The following is a 16,100-nucleotide window of genomic DNA, read 5'->3' as shown; positions in this document are numbered from 1 at the left end:
TTTATTTACCAAAATCGACCACCGGCGCCGTGGATATGGCTTTTTCGTTTTCCACCGTAAATGATGGCTTGGTCTTATACCCAAACAGCATCGCGGTCAGATTGCTGGGAAAGGAACGCACGGTGATGTTGTATTCCTTGATCGCTGCGATGTAACGATTGCGCGCCACGGTGATGCGGTTCTCCGTGCCTTCCAGTTGCGCTTGTAAATCGCGAAAATTGGTGTCGGCTTTCAATTGTGGATAGTTTTCGGATACCACCATCAAGCGCGACAAAGCCGAGCTTAATTCGCCCTGCGCCGCCTGAAACTTGGCAAAGGCCTGTTCGTCATTTACTAGCTCAGGCGTCGCTTGAATGCTACCCACCTTGGCGCGCGAGGCTGTTACCGCTTCCAGAACTTCCTTCTCATGGCTGGCGTAACCTCTTACCGTATTTACCAGATTCGGCACCAAATCCGCGCGGCGTTGATATTGATTCAGCACCTCCGCCCAACCGGCATTGATTTGTTCGTCTTGCGTTTGAAAGGTGTTGTAACCGCAACCGGGCAGCATCAAGGTCACGATTAAAAGAAAAATCGTTACTATGTTTTGCATCGTCCACTCCGTGAATAGGAAAATTTTAATTGATGACAGGAGCATAACACGTAGCCACTTGCGCAACGTAAAGCGTCAGACTTTGGTCCTTATGCCCTCTTCCGCAAAACCAATAGCCGGTTATTGGCGGGCATGGCATGGTCGGCCTCTAATTCCAAGCCAGCATTTTCGGCCAAGCGCATGATCTCTTCAAAATCCTTTATCCCGCTCGAAGCATCCCGTTCTTTCAACCACAAATCGAAACGCGCGTTGCTTTCACTGGTATACGCGCCAGCATAATTGAATGGACCGTAGATACACATCGTCGCCTCGGCACTCAAATAAGTCGCCAGCCGTTCAAATAACAGCCTTACTTCGTCGCTACTCATGATATGCAGGGTATTCGCGGTAAACACCGCATCAATTCGTTCGCACGGCCATAGCGTATCCGCCACATCCAAGCTTAGCGGCGGCAGAAGATTATCTAGTTGTGCCTCGTTCCGCCATAAATCGATCCCCGCCAGATTCTCCGCCCTATCGGTTGGCTGCCATGCCAAATGCGGCAGATTCTCGGCAAAATGACAGGCGTGCTGCCCTGTACCGCTGCCAATTTCCCAAACCGTGGTCGGTTGGCTAAAGACCGTTTTGATAATGTCTAAAATCGGCTCCTTATTGTTCTCGCAAGCCTGGGAAAATGGTTTCTGTATCGTCATGAGCAATGCTTTGATGGTATTTTGATGCTTTAACTCTACTGTGATTAAAAATGGAAGTAAAACAAATCGACAGCATGGCGCAAATCGACGCCGTTGCTTGGAATCGGCTGTCCGGCACCGACTATCCATTTTTACGTCACGAGTTTTTATCCGCACTTGAACAAAGCAATGCGGTTTGCACACAGACAGGCTGGCAGCCGGCGCATTTACTAGTTATGGACCAGCAGCAATTGCTGGCGATATTACCACTGTATTTAAAAAGCCATTCCTGGGGGGAATATGTGTTCGATCACCAATGGGCCCAAGCGTACCAACAGCATGGCCTAGCCTATTACCCAAAATTAGTCAGCGCTATCCCGTTTACTCCCTGCCAAGGACCACGTCTGCTATGCGCTAGGGAGGTTAATCAAGCGTCAGTCTGCACCTTATTGTTGGGTTTTATTCAACAAGTGGCCGAGCGGCGCGGCATTTCCTCCTGGCACTGCTTGTTTCCCGAACATGCCCAGCTTGATTGGTTGCAAGCCTTGGGAGTAAGCGTCCGCGAGGGCGTGCAGTTTCAGTGGTTTAATCGAAATTACCTGACGTTTTCGGATTTTTTACAGACCCTAAGTGCCGACAAACGCAAAATGATCAAACGCGAGCGGCGCCGGGTGGCGGAGCAAGGTATCGATATGCTGCGTGTTCCCGGAAGAGAGGTTACCGACGCCCAATGGCAGGTGTTTTTTCGCTTTTACGCGCTGACTTACTTAAAACGCAGCTCCGAACCTTACTTAAATCTGGCGTTTTTTAAGCAAATCGCGCGAACCATGCCCGAGCAATTAATGCTGGTTTTGGCGGTTAAAGATGATACCTATGTGGGCGCAGCCTTGAGCTTTATCGGTTCAGATACCCTATATGGCCGGTATTGGGGCTGTCAAGCGGAATACAACGCACTGCATTTCGAAGCCTGCTATTACCAGGGCGTGGACTATTGCATAGAACACGGCTTGGCCCGCTTCGATTCCGGCGCGCAAGGCGAGCACAAAATCTCCCGTGGCTTCGAGCCGGTCACCACCTATTCCGCGCATTGGTTAAAGGATGCCGACTTTGCTAAAGCCGTCACGCAATTCGTGGACCGGGAAAAAAAAGCGCTTCAACATTACAAACAAGACGCGGCGAATTATCTGCCGTTTAAACGCACTTAATAAAATAGCGCTACGTCAGCCTTTTTCCAGCTCGGTTTGACAAGACAAACAATATTTACAGGCAATTGCCTGACGCCGCGCTTCCGGAATCGGTTCGCCGCATTCCGCGCAATGGTTAGCGGATTCGCCGGTATAGATGGCTTTTCGCGTCTCGGCAACAAAAAGCTCGGTCATCTTGTCCATTCTTTCTAAAATGGCGTCGGTACCGCCGGCCCAGGCCGTGGACATTATTGCGACTCCTGACTATGCATAGCTTTGTATCTAACGATGGGCTTCCAGCCACACACCAAAATCCTCGAACGGCATCGGCTTGCTAAACAAGTAACCCTGCGCCAAATCGCACTTATAACTGCTGAGTTTGTCCATAATTTCCTGAGTTTCCACGCCTTCGGCCGTGACCTGCAAACCCAGATTGTGCGCCAGATTGATGGTGGCTTTGACGATCACCGCATCGTTTTCGCTATGCAACAAATCGACGACAAACGATTTATCGATTTTTAATTCCGTCAACGGCATGCGTTTTAAGTAAGCCAGTGACGAATAACCGGTGCCAAAGTCGTCAATCGACAATTTGTAGCCCATTTCATTCAGACGCTGAATCACTTCCATTGCCCGCTCCGGATCAGTCATGATAGAGCTCTCGGTAATTTCCAGCATCATCCAACCCGGCTTGATATTGGCTGCCGCCGCCACACCAGCCATCACATCCGGCAGTTCCGGATCGTGCAAATCCTTGGCGGACAGATTAACTGAAATAATCAATTCCCAGCCGCGTTTACGCCATTCGGCGCAATGCTTAAACGATTGTTTCAACACCCAGGAAGTCAGATGCTTGATCACTCGGGTTCTCTCCGCCATCGGAATAAACTCGTCGGGCGAGATAAAGCCGTGCTTGGGATGCTGCCAACGCACCAACGCTTCCGCACCATAAACTTGCCCTGTCGCCACCGACACTTTGGGCTGGTAGTAAATATGTAATTGTTCTTTTTCGATGGCCTGGCGCAGTTCACTCATCAAGGTCAGACGGCGAGGACTGTGATCGTCGTAAGACGGCGCGTAAGTGGTGTAACCTTCGTGTGACTGGCCAGCAACGAATAATGCCACGCCGGCTTTTTGCACCAGCGTATCCACATCGTCGCCGTGCTCGGGAAAATTAACGATGCCGATATTGCTATGAATCACCAGACTCAGACGTTCGACTTTAAACGCCGGATCCAGAGCCGCCTGGATATTTTTCGCCAAGGTGAGGCCGGCTGTTTCGTTATCCACCGCCGACAACAAGACGCTGAAAATATTGCCGTCGATACGGGCGACGCTATCGGTGCCCAACACCACGCTTTGCAAACGTGTGGCTATCTGTTTCAGGATTAGATCGCTGCTGTTACGGCCCAGTGTGTCGTACACTTCCTTAAAATTGGCCACTTCCACCAGCAAAATAGACAGCATTTTGTTTTGATTGCCGGCGGCTAAAATCGCTTGTTCCACCCGGTCGTAGAACAATACCCGATTCGGCAAGTCTGTTACCGAATCGTGGGTGGTGGAATAACTGACTTGTTTTTCCAGCGATTCGGCTCGGGAACGCAATTCCTGGGTCTGATCCAAAATCATCGCCCCAGCTTGATAAGCGATTACCGAGCTGGAATATTGGCCCCAAAACCCGAAAATGAACGGTAAAGCTTCGAGCATCCACAAGCCATAGTTTTCGGTTTGTGCTTTGATGATGCCGTTTAAAGAGATTTCGCCGACGTAGTAATAACTCAACGCCAACAGCGCACTGATAATGCTGGCAAGCGCGATAGCCACGCCTTGATATGTGGTTTTAGATACCTCGCTTTTCAGCACGCGAACATTTTCGTTCAATATGTTTTTGGCGGGTATCATCTTTTTCCCAGCGTCTGTTTCATGAATTCGCTATCGTCGTTTAGCTTCTGCCGACCAAGCTTGCAAGCGACGGGCCTCGACAACATTCACTAAATAATAGTTAGCCAAGGCATTAATTACAAACTCAAGCCCCTCAAATGACCATCTCGGCTTGTAACAATTTGATCTGATCCCTGACGCGGGCGGCATCTTCAAATTCCAGATTTTTGGCATGCTGATACATTTTTTCTTCCAGTTGTTTCAAGGCTTTGGCGGCCTGTTTCGGTGTCATCGCCTTGTAATTCCCAGCCGGCTCGGCGACTTTGGCTCTGGCATTGGAAATCGAACCGCCGGAACCGGGAATCGAGAGTTCCAATATATCGGTCACCGATTTGAAAATGGTTTTAGGCTCGATATTATGTTCTTTATTGAACGCTATCTGCTTATTCCGGCGCCGTTCGGTTTCGTCGATAGCCAACTGCATAGAGCGCGTGATTTTGTCGCCGTACAATATGGCCTTGCCGTTGGCATTCCGCGCCGCCCGGCCTATGGTTTGTACCAGCGATACCAACGAGCGCAGGAAACCTTCCTTATCCGCATCCAGAATCGCTACCAGCGACACTTCCGGTATATCCAGCCCTTCTCGTAACAAGTTGATCCCGACCAGCACATCGAACACCCCCAGCCGCAAGTCGCGGATAATCTCCACCCGTTCCACCGTTTCGGTGTCCGAATGCAGATAACGTACCTTGACGCCATGCTCCATCAAATAATCGGTCAAATCCTCGGACATACGTTTGGTTAAGGTGGTGACCAGCACCCGTTCCTGAACAGCGGTGCGTTTCGTGATTTCCGACAACAGATCGTCGACCTGGCGGGTCGCCGGCCGCACTTCGACCAACGGATCGACCAAGCCGGTCGGCCTAACCACCTGTTCTACCACCGCGCCGGAATGTTCTTTCTCGTAAGTGCTTGGCGTGGCGGACACATAGATACGCTGGCCGCAGATTTGTTCGAATTCCTCGAATCTGAGCGGCCGGTTGTCCAAGGCCGATGGCAAGCGAAAGCCATACTCCACCAGGGTTTCCTTCCGCGAACGGTCTCCTTTATACATTGCCCCGATCTGCGGCACGGTGACATGGCTTTCGTCGATGATCACCAAGGCATCGTTAGGCAAATAATCGAACATGGTCGGTGGCGATTCGCCATCCGCACGATTGGACAAATGCCGAGAGTAATTTTCGATACCGGAGCAATAGCCGACTTCCATGATCATTTCGATGTCGAACAGCGTGCGCTGCTCCAGGCGTTGCGCTTCCACCAGCTTATGATTGTCGCGCAATTGTTCCAGGCGTTCGGCCAGTTCGATTTTGATTTTCTCTACCGCACTGAGCAATTGGTCGCGCGGCGTGACGTAATGGCTTTTTGGATAGAGCGTGAAACGTGCCAAGCGCTGAGTGACTTCGCCGGTCAGCGGGTCGAACATCGACAAGCGCTCGATTTCGTCGTCGAACAACTCAATTCGTAAGGCCTGTTCTTCCGATTCGGCCGGAAACACATCGATCACCTCGCCGCGCACTCGATAAGTGGCGCGGCGCAGTTCGGTATCGTTGCGGGTGTACTGCATCTCAGCCAGACGGCGCAGGATGTCGCGCTGCTTGATCATATCGCCGCGCACCAGATGCAGCACCATCTGGAAATAGGATTCCGGCTCGCCCAAGCCGTAAATCGCCGAAACAGTGGCCACCACGATAGTATCGCGCCTTTCCAGCAAGGCTTTGGTAGCCGATAGCCGCATTTGCTCGATATGTTCGTTCAACGAGGCGTCCTTATCAATGAAGGTATCGGAGGCCGGGATATAGGCTTCGGGCTGATAATAGTCGTAATAGGAAACGAAATACTCGACGCTGTTATCCGGAAAAAACTCCTTCATTTCGCCGTACAGCTGTGCCGCCAGCGTCTTATTTGGCGCCATGATCATTGCCGGCCGCTGGGTTTGCTGGATCACATTGGCGACGGTAAAGGTCTTGCCCGAGCCGGTCACGCCCAACAGAGTTTGATGCAATTCGCCATTGTTGATGCCATCCACCAACTCGGCGATGGCAGTAGGCTGGTCCCCGGCCGGTTGATAACGGCTTTGAATCTTGAACGGTTTATGCGCCGGCCCTTTTTTTTGCGGCCTCGCCTCCTCCACACCAAGAATGCCAGTGATCGCCGACTGACTGATTTCCATGCGCCGTTTGTCACTCATTCTTGTAACCCACTTAGGATTTTGGTTAACACCATGTTACTTACAAGCCGTTTCCGGCTGGTCATAGCCCAAAGTATCCAGCTCGGTCTTAGGATGTAAAAAACCTTCAACCGGTGCCACGGCCACCAGGGAACGTGGCGCGGCCAACAGAACGGGCTGTCGCAATTGCCCGTCCCAAGGGCGAAACGACAAAGGCATGCCTTTATAGCCCTGCAACGCAAACGCCTCGGAAAACACATAATCCTTGATCGCCTGGGTTTGATTGGACTTGCTGCGAACGCTGGCCTCGCCTATCGCCCGCACCGCCAGATAGGCCGCGTAATCTTCTTCTTCCATCCAGCGGCCTGCCGTGTCCTTGAAGCGATTTTGCAATTGCACCGCGCCCCATTGTTCATGAGTTCTATGCCAAGCGGTGGCGATCAAACCCTGGGTACCGATCACCGGCCGCGGTTTCCAGGTCCGGTAATCCAGATATTCGCCAAACAAGCCCTGTTCGTCTGCAACAACCAACACATCGTAATCGTCCACTTGGGTAAATACCGGCACGTCGGATTGGGCGGTACGGCGGGCATCGTAATCGTTGGTCCAGGCTTTTTCCGCGACCAGTTTGATACCAAACTTCTTGGCCGCGCGTTTAATGGCCGCTGCATATAACTTGTCTTCCGGCGTGGGGCCTATCACCAAAAACCAGTTTTGCCAGCGTTTTTTGAGCATATATTGCGCCAGCGCATCGGCACGCATGGCCCGGCTGGGTAATAGGTGCAAAATCTGATGGCGGCAATCCGTGTTGCGCAACTCGTCGTCGCTGGTAGCGGCATCGAACAGCAATTTGTTTTTCGCCACCGGCGAGTCGGCGAGCTTGTTTAGTTGGTCAGACTGCACGTTCAACACCACCAAACCAACATCGTCGCCTAATTGATTGAAGGCCTGCTGTAAATCGCCGCCAACCGGCACCACCACTTTCTTTAACTCGTAGTGCTGGCCGGTAAATTGCCCGGTGGTATTATTGTCGGCAATCGCCAATTCGGCACCGATCTGGCCTTTGTTCTGGATAAACGGATCAAGGTTGGACAAGGCTGCCGGCGCTGCTCGCTCCTGACTGAAATAGCCGATTTTGACTATCTGCTTGGCAGGCTCGGCGGGCTTGGTGACCTGCGGTTTGGCCGGTGCGGCTTTCTTGGCAGGCGCGGCAATTGCGTCGCTTAGCAACAACGCTAAAATCCAACAAAAACAAAATGAAATAATCGCAATTTTTTTCATAATCCGATACGGAACGACATAAAAGCGCTATTTTAACGGATTCGGTTCGGCCGGGCTCTGTCAATAATCGTCCCGCTCTATTGAATTTTAGTGGTTTAACATCAATACTTAGCCACCTTTACATTCGCCGCGTTTGCCATGTCTGAGCCAGATTTCTCTTTAGATTTTCTCGATCAAGAGGTCACGATTGATAGCTCATGGTCTAACAAGCGTAGTGCGGTTCGCTATCGACGCAACGACATCCGTGCTGCCGTTAAAGTCAAAAGCATCTGGTTTCCACGCTTGTTTCCGGTCGTGTTGCGGGATGTCAGTAGCCGTGGCGCGGCGATATTCAGCGAGAAAAAACTCGGTAAGAATAAGCGCATATTCCTGTATTTACTATTCGCCGACGGCAAGCGTTTTGATATCTCCGCACTTGTTGTACATTGCGACCGGGAAAATGGCCGTTACGGCATCAAGTTCGACAACATTGAAAAACATTTAGCAGAGCATTTACTGCATACCCAAACCGATCTGCTATTCAGCTAACAGCAAAATAATATGCCGATACTCAGTGAAATTTATATATACCCGGTCAAATCGCTGGCCGGAATTCGTGTGGCACACTGGCCGGTTGATCAGAAGGGCTTGCTGTACGATAGAAAATGGATGCTGATAGACAGCGATAGACAGTTCCTCAGCCAACGCCGTTTACCAAAAATGGCGTTGATTAAAACCCGCATTGCAGATCAACAATTAATTTTGTCGGCTCCCAATCAAGCGGATCTAGCCCTGCCTTTGCAAGCTACAGACGGCGACGACATTGAAGTGGTGGTCTGGCACGACTGTTGTGTCGCCAAAACCTGCGGCGATAGTGCCGATGCCTGGCTGAGCGATTTTTTACAAACCGAGTGCCGACTGGTTTACCAAAGCGATGACGATGTTCGCAAGGTCGATCCTAACTATGCGTTGGAAAGCGACCAAACGTCATTTTCCGACGGCTTTCCGTTTTTGATCGTGTCGGAGAATTCCTTAAACGCCCTTAACCAAGCCATGCCGTTGGCAATTGACATGATTCGCTTTCGGCCGAACCTGGTCGTCACCGATAGCGATAGCTACGCCGAAGATACTTGGCGACGGCTTAGAATCAACGATATTGGTTTTAGATTGCCCAAACCCTGCTCGCGCTGTTCGGTACCGACCATAGACCCGCTAACCGCCGAAACCGGCAAAGAACCCTTGACGACGCTGAATCGTCTGCGCAAATGGCAAAACAAAGTCTATTTTGGGCAAAACGCCTTGCACGATAAACCCGGCAGCTTGTCAGTCGGCCAGACAGTGCTGATCGACGAAATCGGCGAACCGCAGCCTCCGCTATCCTTAACATAGAAAATCCGTTACTTTCACTATCAATGCGCATATCCGCGCATTTGCGTGCTGCCAATTTAGATGCTTTGTTTTACCTGTTTGTTGAAGTTATTTGCCTTGCTAACAGGGGCTTTTGAAGTTTTACCAGCCAGCGGATAAAGCCTTCTAATACCTATTTAGTCATTTTTTAAGCTAAAAAAGCCTACTTTCAATTACTAGCTCTATCGAGCGAACCAATAAGTCAAACCCCGTCCCTACATAAAAACGATATTTCGTACCTCAAGCGACATATCGTGCCAAATCGCTCCCGCATCAATTGTACACGCTGGTTCTTCCAGCCAAGCATCGCCGTAAAACCCCTTAAAAAACATAAAGATAAATTATTTTCACGCATGAAATTAATAACTGGCACAAGAATTGGCTATTAATTCACGTAATACAATTTTTTGAATAAAACAGAAATAAGTTAATTAAATTTATTTAGACATTTAGAAAATGGCATTTAGCAGCATGAAAAATTATTTTAATTGACTGCATTTAAATAGTTACTAGACACCTGTATTTTTTCATGCAACAGGTCATTAATATAAATATTTTTTCAGCAAAAAATGCCCATTAATAAAACACTAAATCTAATCAAATATAGAGGTATCAAGATGGAATCAATTAAATTTAAAAAGAGCTTCGGTAGCGATTTTAAGACCCTACCCTCAAACCATGCTAGCCGACTTTGCAATGTCGCATTGGCAGTTACAATGCTACTCGGCGCGCATTCCGGATCGGTGTCGGCCGCGGCTTTTGACAGCAATATTGTGATTCGCGGCTCGGCGGAGTTTGATAGTTCCGGCTCCCCGTCCGATCCTGTAAACGCTACCCAGGCGGGTTCGCTGACCAGCATTATCGCCGGCTCTACCTCCACGACCACACTGGTTGGCTCCACGATCACAGGCCCTGATCCGTTGTCAGGCACCTTAAGCCACATCGGCGACGGCTTTGGCATAAACTTAAGCGCTAGCGGCACTGGCGGCACCGAACCGTCGGGCATCAGCCCCCTGTTTGGCGACTATACCTTTTCGATTGAAAACAAATCGGCTGTGGATAGTTTTGTGGTGAACTTACAATTCCATTACAGCCATCAAGTCGAAGCAATCGATACCCAAGTGCTAAACGATAACGGTGAATTCGCCGAATCACAGATCGCTTTTTTCAAAGCAGATGGCAGCGAATTAGTATTTTCTAAAGTAGTCTCGGACACCCTTTTCGGTAACGAAAAATTCATACCCAGCTCTCCATTTACCGATATTGGTAGCGGCGTAGGCGGCGCGTTGTCAGACGTCGGCACCTTACTCTTGTCATTTCTGCTGAACCCAGGCGATTTAATCAGCTTTGGCGATAGCAATCCGGATCTGTTCATATATGGCGGCGCCGACTCCGGCAGATTTTCGATAAACGCTTCCAGCCTGATTACAGTCGATTCGGTTACCAAACAAACCAACAACACAGTACCGGAACCGGAAACGCTTTGGCTGCTGGCGATCGGCTTAGTCTCAGTCCTTACCAGCAAACATCGTCACTTCGCTTTCAATTAATATCAATTCAACTCAAAGGTACTCGACATGTCAAAATCATTCAACAAACCACTCTTGAAACTGGCCATGATAGCTATCACCGGATTACCGGTATCTGCCTCGGCTTGCGGCTCCGATCCCTTTCTGGGCGAGATTTGCACATTTAGCTTTAATTTCTGCCCTCGCGGTTACCTCGAAGCCGCCGGACAGACCCTGAGCATTCAGCAAAATACAGCATTATTTTCGTTATTGGGCACGCAGTATGGCGGCGATGGGCGGCAGACTTTCGCATTGCCGGACCTGCGCGGCCGGTCGCCAATAGGCGACGGGCAAGGTCCGGGGCTATCGCCTATCCAGGTGGGAGAAGAAACCGGTTCGGAATTTATCACCATACTCCCAAACCAAATGCCCGCGCACAACCACTCGGCGCAAACCAACGTCACTGTCTCTGCTTCGATTAACGCGGTGAGCACTGCCGGCAACTCCACCAATCCCTCCGGTAAAGTATTGGCGACTTCGGCATCCAGAGATAATCTGTATTCGAACGCCACCCCTAATGCATCGCTAGACCCAGGCGCCATCAGCACTTCCGCGTCGGCGACGACCACGGTTGGCATCGCGGGTGCAAACCAGCCCTTGTATATCCGTTCGCCTGTTTTAGGTGTCAAATACTGTGTGGCCACACAAGGTATTTTTCCTAGCCGAAATTAAGGGCTGGGATGGTATAAATCTGCTTCGCATGTGCGGATGGTGGCTCCCAAAGCGTAACGTAGCTGCTATTTAGCTAAGCAAGAAGCCCTTCTCCTTCTGGGAGAAGGTGGGATGGGGGGAATCAAAATAAAGCTTTTTACTCATTTATCTCCCTCTCCCACGGGGAGAGGGAACCATCTGATCTAAATTTAATGGTAGTGACGCAAGAAAATAAAAACCGCTTTACCCGAGTTTAAATCCCACAAAAAAACCGCCCGCGCCACTAACGCCCCGACTGGTAAACACCGCTAGCCGGTCCAGCAAAAAACTACCGGATTCCTTGGCAACCTCAGCGGCTGAGTTAGCCGCATTTTCCAAGGCCATGTTGTTGATGTTGATCAGATCATAATATTCGGCAACGAACAAAATCGATACAATCGCCCCGCCCACGAACAAAGCCGTACGTAGCATTTTTTTAGCGAAATAGCCGACCGCCATTCCCAGAATAAACGGTGCGCCTAAATTACCCAATAAGAAAGCTTCGGAAAAAATATCGTCGGCGGCATGCATTTCAATAGCGTTATTCATAAAATCCAGTCGTAAAATGGGCAAAATGTCGACGAGATTTTATAACGAATCCGGTTTGGTTAGGGACGAGGATTATTAACAAGGCTCCCCGGATTTTGTACAACAAGCGCAAACACCATTACGGACACACCCAACCCTGAATGCAGGCATCCATGCAGGCTGGCGTTGAAGTAAACAGGCAAAATTTTTCCATCGGCGTCAAGTCCGGGCTGGCATTCAAATCCGCCGCTATGGTATTCAATTGATCCAGACGGCCTAAACTTTTTGTCCTGACTCTGCTGTAGTATTCGGTATTCGGCATATTGGCAATACAAGCCTTTAACTCGGCGGCTGTCGCGTACGACAGCAAACAAGTGCGTTCATACTGGGTAATCGAAGGCAGCTTACTGAAGATTTTGTTAATGTCCGCAGGCGCGGCAATAGCAGTAGCGAAGATTAAAGTCATTGTCACTGCGGAGACTATCGATTTAAGCATATTCATAACAGCATTCCTCTGATTTAAACAGGCTTGGAAGCAAAACCTGATTTGATTGAATTGGAGACTGCGGAAGCGTTATTCGCAGGCTTCCTCTCCTAACCGGGGCTGTCGTAAACGTTAAATGTAGGTTGGGCAGAGCGAAGCCCAACAAGATCAGAATGTTGGGCTTCATTGGATTCAGCCCAACCTACCCTTTATGACATCTAAGCAGCCTGTGATACATAGTGCTTGTCGCTAAGTGCGGCGATGGCCTGTAAATCAATCACCCTATCCACCGAAGCAATGGTCTCCGGACGATGGGCGATGATGATGCGGGTCAGTTTTAGTTGCTGCACCGCGCCGTTCACCAACTTTTCGCGTGCCACATCCAAATGACTGGTGGCTTCGTCTAATATCAAGATTTTTGGGCGTTTGTATAAGGCCCGGGCCAGCAACACTCTTTGTTTCTGCCCGCCGGACAACACGGTGCCCATGTCGCCTATCAGCGTGTTGTAGCCCATGGGCATGGTCATCACATCCTGGTGCACAGCCGCCAGTTGCGCGCAGGTTTCGATCCAGGCTTGATCCGGTTCCGGATCGAAAAAACAGATGTTGTCGGCAATCGAGCCGGCGAACAATTGATCTTCCTGCATGACCGCCGCCACCATATTGCGGTAATCGTGAGTATCGATGCGGTTCAGGCGCACGCCGCCGATCAGGATCTCGCCGGCGCTAGGCTGCAACAAACCCAGGATCAATTTGGCCAGCGTGGTTTTGCCGTAACCGGATGGGCCGATGATCGCCACCGACTCGCCTTCGGCAAAATCCAGATTCAGATTTTTCAGCACCGGCGGCTCGGATGGTGCGTAACTGAAATCCAGATTGCGGATTTGAATCGATGCCGGCAATTGCTCGTGGCGGGCACCGCTAAAATGCTCGTCCTCGGCTTCGGCCAGCGCAATATCGGCGACGCGCTCGGTATGCAAGCCCAGCATCTTAAATTCGATGCCTTTCTCAATGAAACTGCCGACCCGATGTGTGAATTGATCTTTAAAGGACATGAAGGCAAACAGCATCCCCACCGAAAACCCGCCATCCAGAATAAACAAAGCGCCCAGCCAGATCACCGCGATGTTTTCCACCCCAAACAATAAGCTGTTCAGCGCCCGGTAGATGATATTCAGCTTTTGCACACGAATGCCGGCGTTGAAATGATCGACCATCAAGTTTTGATAGCCGTGCCGACGTTGCAACTGCCGGTTGAATAACTTCACGCTTTGCATGCCGCGCACGGTTTCCAAGAGATTGGTTTGCTGCTTGGCGGCGCGCAAAATTTGTTCTTCGCTGGCTGCGCGCAACGGCGAAAACGAAGCCAGGCGTAAAATGCCGTACAGCAACGCCGCCAGGCTGACGATGGCTGCCAGTTTCCAGCTGTACACCATCATCATGCCCAAAGTAACTAAAGCCATCACCCCGTCGATGATGGCTTCCAGAAAGCTGGTGGTCAGAGTTCTTTGAATCACATTTAAGGATTCGAAGCGCGAGACGATGTCGCCAAGATGGCGCTTCTCGAAGAAATTCATCGGCAACTGCAACAAATGCCCGAACAGATTGCTCATCATCTGCAAATTAACCGAGGTACTCAGCACCAGTACCACCCAGGAGCGTAGCGCGGTAATGGCTATCTGAATCAAGGCCAATAGCAAGAACCCCAAACCCAGTACGCTCAACAGATTAGTGTCCTTGGCAACCACCGCGTTATCGACTACCAGTTGCATAAAAAAAGGCGCTACGATTGCAAACACTTCTATGGCCGCAGCCAATAAAATGATTTGCAAGGTAGCGCTGGAGGCACCGTTTAACTGGCCGATGAGGCGGGATAGCTTGATTTGTTGACGTTCGGTTTTTGCAGTAAACGCTTGGGTGGGCTGCAATTCCAGGGCAATACCGGTGAAATGTTTGGAGACTTCGGTATAGGGTATATGGACCCTGCCTTTGGCCGGATCGAGTATCGTCGCCACGCCGCGTTTGACCTGAGTCAACACCACGAAATGATTGAAATCCCAATGCAAGATGGCCGGCAGGCTAAGTTTGCTCAGTTCGTTTAAATCCACCCGCACCGGCCGCGAGCCCAGATGCAATTGGTTGGCGATCTGGATCAGATGATTCAAGGTCGAGCCTTTCAGCGACAGCGAAAACTTCTGCCGCAGACTAGCTAAATCGACCCGGTGACCGTGGAAATTGGCCACCATCGCCAGGCATGCCAGACCGCATTCGGCCGCTTCGGTTTGCAGAATTAGCGGGGTTTTTCTGCGGCCGGAAAAGTCGAGGATGTGTTGCATAGTCATGGTTAAACCCGTCCTAGAATGCTGTAAAGAGGATCGAATACCCATTCGATCAGGCGGCGATGATCCAGCCAGATGTCCGCGTCCAGCAGCATGCCGGATTGCAGCGGAATATCCTGGCGATAAGCTTGCACCGCTTGTTTATCGATCTCCACGGTGACCCGGTACACCGGCTCTTGCAAAGTCACCGGCAAATCGGCTTCTTTGGGTGTAATCAAAGTTTTGGCGATTTCGACAATCCGGCCCTGATGACTACCGAAGCGTTGATAGGGAAAAGCTTGGTAACGCACCGACACGGTCTGACCCTGCTCGACAAAGCCCACCGCACTGGACGGCACCAATAACTGGGCTTGCAACTTGGCGCCCAGCGGCAGAATGGACAGCAAAGGATTGGCGGTCGTGGCGTTTTGCCCTTGTTCGGCCAGGATCGTGGTGACGGTGCCGTCGTGCGGCGCGGTAATCACAATGTTGCGGCGCGATTCGGATTCGGTAATGTTTTGCGCCAAAGTCGAAATATTTCGTTCTATGGCCGCCCGTTGGTTTTTGAATTTCATCTGGCTACTGTCCGCTTCCAGCTGTGCGGAGCGGATGTCGCGCTGCAAAGTCATTTGCACGCGTTGCAGGGCTTGCAATTTGGCTTGGTGATCCAGCCATTCGTCTTGTTTTTGCTGCGCTTGCACCGCCGAAACGAATTTCGTGGTCAATAGTTGTTGATAGCGCTGCGAGGTGGCGGCGGCGCCGGCCAGGCGCTGTTGCTGGGTGTCTATCTCGCTATTGACTTGCTGCAATTCGCGCTGCATGCCATGCAGTCTATCCAACACGGAACGATACTGAATCTGATCGATTTGCTCTTGTTTCACCAGCTCGGTTTCCAGGCTTTCCCGGCGCTGTTTCAATTGCTCAATCGCCGCCGCCTGGGCTTGCGGGGTTTCCCGCGAACTGATCTCTGTCGATAACACGAACAAAGTGTCGCCGGCTTTAACGGCCTGCCCTTCGCGTACGTGCTTTTCGATCAAGGTGCCGGCCTGCGGCGCATAAACCTTAATCAAACCCATGCTCGGCGACAAATAACCGTTCACATGAGATTTTCGGGTGTATTCGCCCCAAAAGGCAAAGGCGACCAACAGCAAAGCGCTGCTGACAGCTAAAGCGGTGAGAAAGGCAAACGACAAGGATTCCACGTGAATAACCTCCCCTAAGGGCTTGTCTTTTTTAAAGTCCAAGGCTTGTTGTCGAAATAACTCATGTTTCATAACGCCGTTTCCT

General features: G+C 50.7%; 15 protein-coding genes. 5 read left to right on the top strand and 10 right to left on the bottom strand.

Annotated elements, in window-relative coordinates; translation table 11 throughout:
- Position 1: 1 nt before the first annotated feature.
- Together METH11B_RS0101245 and METH11B_RS0101240 are read right to left on the bottom strand one after the other, a co-directional pair.
- The gene (locus METH11B_RS0101245) at positions 2-592 is read right to left on the bottom strand and encodes a LemA family protein (RefSeq protein WP_026600415.1); all 591 of its coding nucleotides are present in this window, start codon (positions 590-592) and stop codon (positions 2-4) included.
- Between the two features lie 89 nt (positions 593-681).
- On the bottom strand, positions 682-1,284 hold the full coding sequence (locus tag METH11B_RS0101240) for a DUF938 domain-containing protein (RefSeq protein WP_026600414.1): 603 nt from the start codon (positions 1,282-1,284) through the stop codon (positions 682-684).
- Between the two features lie 50 nt (positions 1,285-1,334).
- Between METH11B_RS0101240 and METH11B_RS0101235 the strand changes: the two genes are divergently transcribed.
- Entirely contained in the window at positions 1,335-2,468 is a 1,134-nt protein-coding gene (locus METH11B_RS0101235) for a GNAT family N-acetyltransferase (protein WP_026600413.1), read from the top strand.
- 15 nt (positions 2,469-2,483) lie between these two features.
- Here METH11B_RS0101235 and METH11B_RS0101230 read toward each other — a convergent pair whose 3' ends face one another.
- The 4 genes from METH11B_RS0101230 to METH11B_RS0101215 form a co-directional block, all read right to left on the bottom strand.
- Positions 2,484-2,696 carry a TraR/DksA C4-type zinc finger protein gene (locus tag METH11B_RS0101230; protein ID WP_026600412.1) on the bottom strand — a complete coding sequence of 71 codons (213 nt, stop codon included), beginning with the start codon at positions 2,694-2,696 and terminating at the stop codon, positions 2,484-2,486.
- 33 nt (positions 2,697-2,729) lie between these two features.
- On the bottom strand, positions 2,730-4,349 hold the full coding sequence (locus tag METH11B_RS0101225; RefSeq protein ID WP_026600411.1) for a putative bifunctional diguanylate cyclase/phosphodiesterase: 1,620 nt from the start codon (positions 4,347-4,349) through the stop codon (positions 2,730-2,732).
- A gap of 133 nt (positions 4,350-4,482) precedes the next feature.
- A complete protein-coding gene (gene uvrB, locus METH11B_RS0101220; RefSeq protein ID WP_081733724.1) occupies positions 4,483-6,579 on the bottom strand; it encodes an excinuclease ABC subunit UvrB in 2,097 nt (698 codons plus the stop codon).
- A 36-nt stretch (positions 6,580-6,615) separates the two neighbouring features.
- Positions 6,616-7,839, bottom strand: coding sequence for an ABC transporter substrate-binding protein (locus METH11B_RS0101215; protein WP_026600409.1), 1,224 nt, complete (start codon positions 7,837-7,839; stop codon positions 6,616-6,618).
- Between the two features lie 138 nt (positions 7,840-7,977).
- On the opposite strand from METH11B_RS0101215, the gene METH11B_RS0101210 reads away from it, so the two are divergent.
- The 4 genes from METH11B_RS0101210 (at position 7,978) to METH11B_RS0101195 (ending at position 11,465) form a co-directional block, all read left to right on the top strand.
- On the top strand, positions 7,978-8,367 hold the full coding sequence (locus METH11B_RS0101210) for a PilZ domain-containing protein (RefSeq protein WP_020481875.1): 390 nt from the start codon (positions 7,978-7,980) through the stop codon (positions 8,365-8,367).
- 12 nt (positions 8,368-8,379) lie between these two features.
- A complete protein-coding gene (locus METH11B_RS0101205; RefSeq protein ID WP_026600408.1) occupies positions 8,380-9,207 on the top strand; it encodes an MOSC domain-containing protein in 828 nt (275 codons plus the stop codon).
- 722 nt (positions 9,208-9,929) lie between these two features.
- Positions 9,930-10,775, top strand: coding sequence for a PEP-CTERM sorting domain-containing protein (locus tag METH11B_RS0101200; RefSeq protein WP_197026918.1), 846 nt, complete (start codon positions 9,930-9,932; stop codon positions 10,773-10,775).
- Positions 10,776-10,802: 27 nt separating this feature from the next.
- A complete protein-coding gene (locus METH11B_RS0101195; protein WP_197026917.1) occupies positions 10,803-11,465 on the top strand; it encodes a phage tail protein in 663 nt (220 codons plus the stop codon).
- A 222-nt stretch (positions 11,466-11,687) separates the two neighbouring features.
- Here the strand turns inward: METH11B_RS0101195 and METH11B_RS0101190 are convergent, their stop codons facing one another.
- The 4 genes from METH11B_RS0101190 to METH11B_RS0101175 form a co-directional block, all read right to left on the bottom strand.
- Positions 11,688-12,032: an FUN14 domain-containing protein gene (locus METH11B_RS0101190; protein WP_020481879.1), complete on the bottom strand. Its 345-nt coding sequence runs from the start codon at positions 12,030-12,032 to the stop codon at positions 11,688-11,690.
- Between the two features lie 118 nt (positions 12,033-12,150).
- Positions 12,151-12,513: a hypothetical protein gene (locus tag METH11B_RS0101185; protein ID WP_155931052.1), complete on the bottom strand. Its 363-nt coding sequence runs from the start codon at positions 12,511-12,513 to the stop codon at positions 12,151-12,153.
- Between the two features lie 200 nt (positions 12,514-12,713).
- Positions 12,714-14,837, bottom strand: coding sequence for a peptidase domain-containing ABC transporter (locus tag METH11B_RS0101180; RefSeq protein WP_231499563.1), 2,124 nt, complete (start codon positions 14,835-14,837; stop codon positions 12,714-12,716).
- 2 nt (positions 14,838-14,839) lie between these two features.
- On the bottom strand, positions 14,840-16,087 hold the full coding sequence (locus METH11B_RS0101175; RefSeq protein ID WP_026600402.1) for an HlyD family secretion protein: 1,248 nt from the start codon (positions 16,085-16,087) through the stop codon (positions 14,840-14,842).
- Positions 16,088-16,100: the final 13 nt, after the last annotated feature.

Origin of the sequence: Methylomonas sp. 11b, assembly GCF_000515215.1 — a bacterium.
GTDB lineage: Bacteria > Pseudomonadota > Gammaproteobacteria > Methylococcales > Methylomonadaceae > Methylomonas.
The sequence above is the reverse complement of the archived record's forward strand: the minus strand, read 5'-3'. Positions and strand labels throughout refer to the sequence as shown.

Coding starts and splice junctions, on each gene's coding strand:
- METH11B_RS0101245 (WP_026600415.1), bottom strand. CDS start 592: ATGCAAAACATAGTAACGATTTTTCTTTTAATCGTGACCTTGATGCTG.
- METH11B_RS0101240 (WP_026600414.1), bottom strand. CDS start 1,284: ATGACGATACAGAAACCATTTTCCCAGGCTTGCGAGAACAATAAGGAG.
- METH11B_RS0101235 (WP_026600413.1), top strand. CDS start 1,335: ATGGAAGTAAAACAAATCGACAGCATGGCGCAAATCGACGCCGTTGCT.
- METH11B_RS0101230 (WP_026600412.1), bottom strand. CDS start 2,696: ATGTCCACGGCCTGGGCCGGCGGTACCGACGCCATTTTAGAAAGAATG.
- METH11B_RS0101225 (WP_026600411.1), bottom strand. CDS start 4,349: ATGATACCCGCCAAAAACATATTGAACGAAAATGTTCGCGTGCTGAAA.
- uvrB (WP_081733724.1), bottom strand. CDS start 6,579: ATGAGTGACAAACGGCGCATGGAAATCAGTCAGTCGGCGATCACTGGC.
- METH11B_RS0101215 (WP_026600409.1), bottom strand. CDS start 7,839: ATGAAAAAAATTGCGATTATTTCATTTTGTTTTTGTTGGATTTTAGCG.
- METH11B_RS0101210 (WP_020481875.1), top strand. CDS start 7,978: ATGTCTGAGCCAGATTTCTCTTTAGATTTTCTCGATCAAGAGGTCACG.
- METH11B_RS0101205 (WP_026600408.1), top strand. CDS start 8,380: ATGCCGATACTCAGTGAAATTTATATATACCCGGTCAAATCGCTGGCC.
- METH11B_RS0101195 (WP_197026917.1), top strand. CDS start 10,803: ATGTCAAAATCATTCAACAAACCACTCTTGAAACTGGCCATGATAGCT.
- METH11B_RS0101190 (WP_020481879.1), bottom strand. CDS start 12,032: ATGAATAACGCTATTGAAATGCATGCCGCCGACGATATTTTTTCCGAA.
- METH11B_RS0101185 (WP_155931052.1), bottom strand. CDS start 12,513: ATGAATATGCTTAAATCGATAGTCTCCGCAGTGACAATGACTTTAATC.
- METH11B_RS0101180 (WP_231499563.1), bottom strand. CDS start 14,837: ATGACTATGCAACACATCCTCGACTTTTCCGGCCGCAGAAAAACCCCG.
- METH11B_RS0101175 (WP_026600402.1), bottom strand. CDS start 16,087: ATGAAACATGAGTTATTTCGACAACAAGCCTTGGACTTTAAAAAAGAC.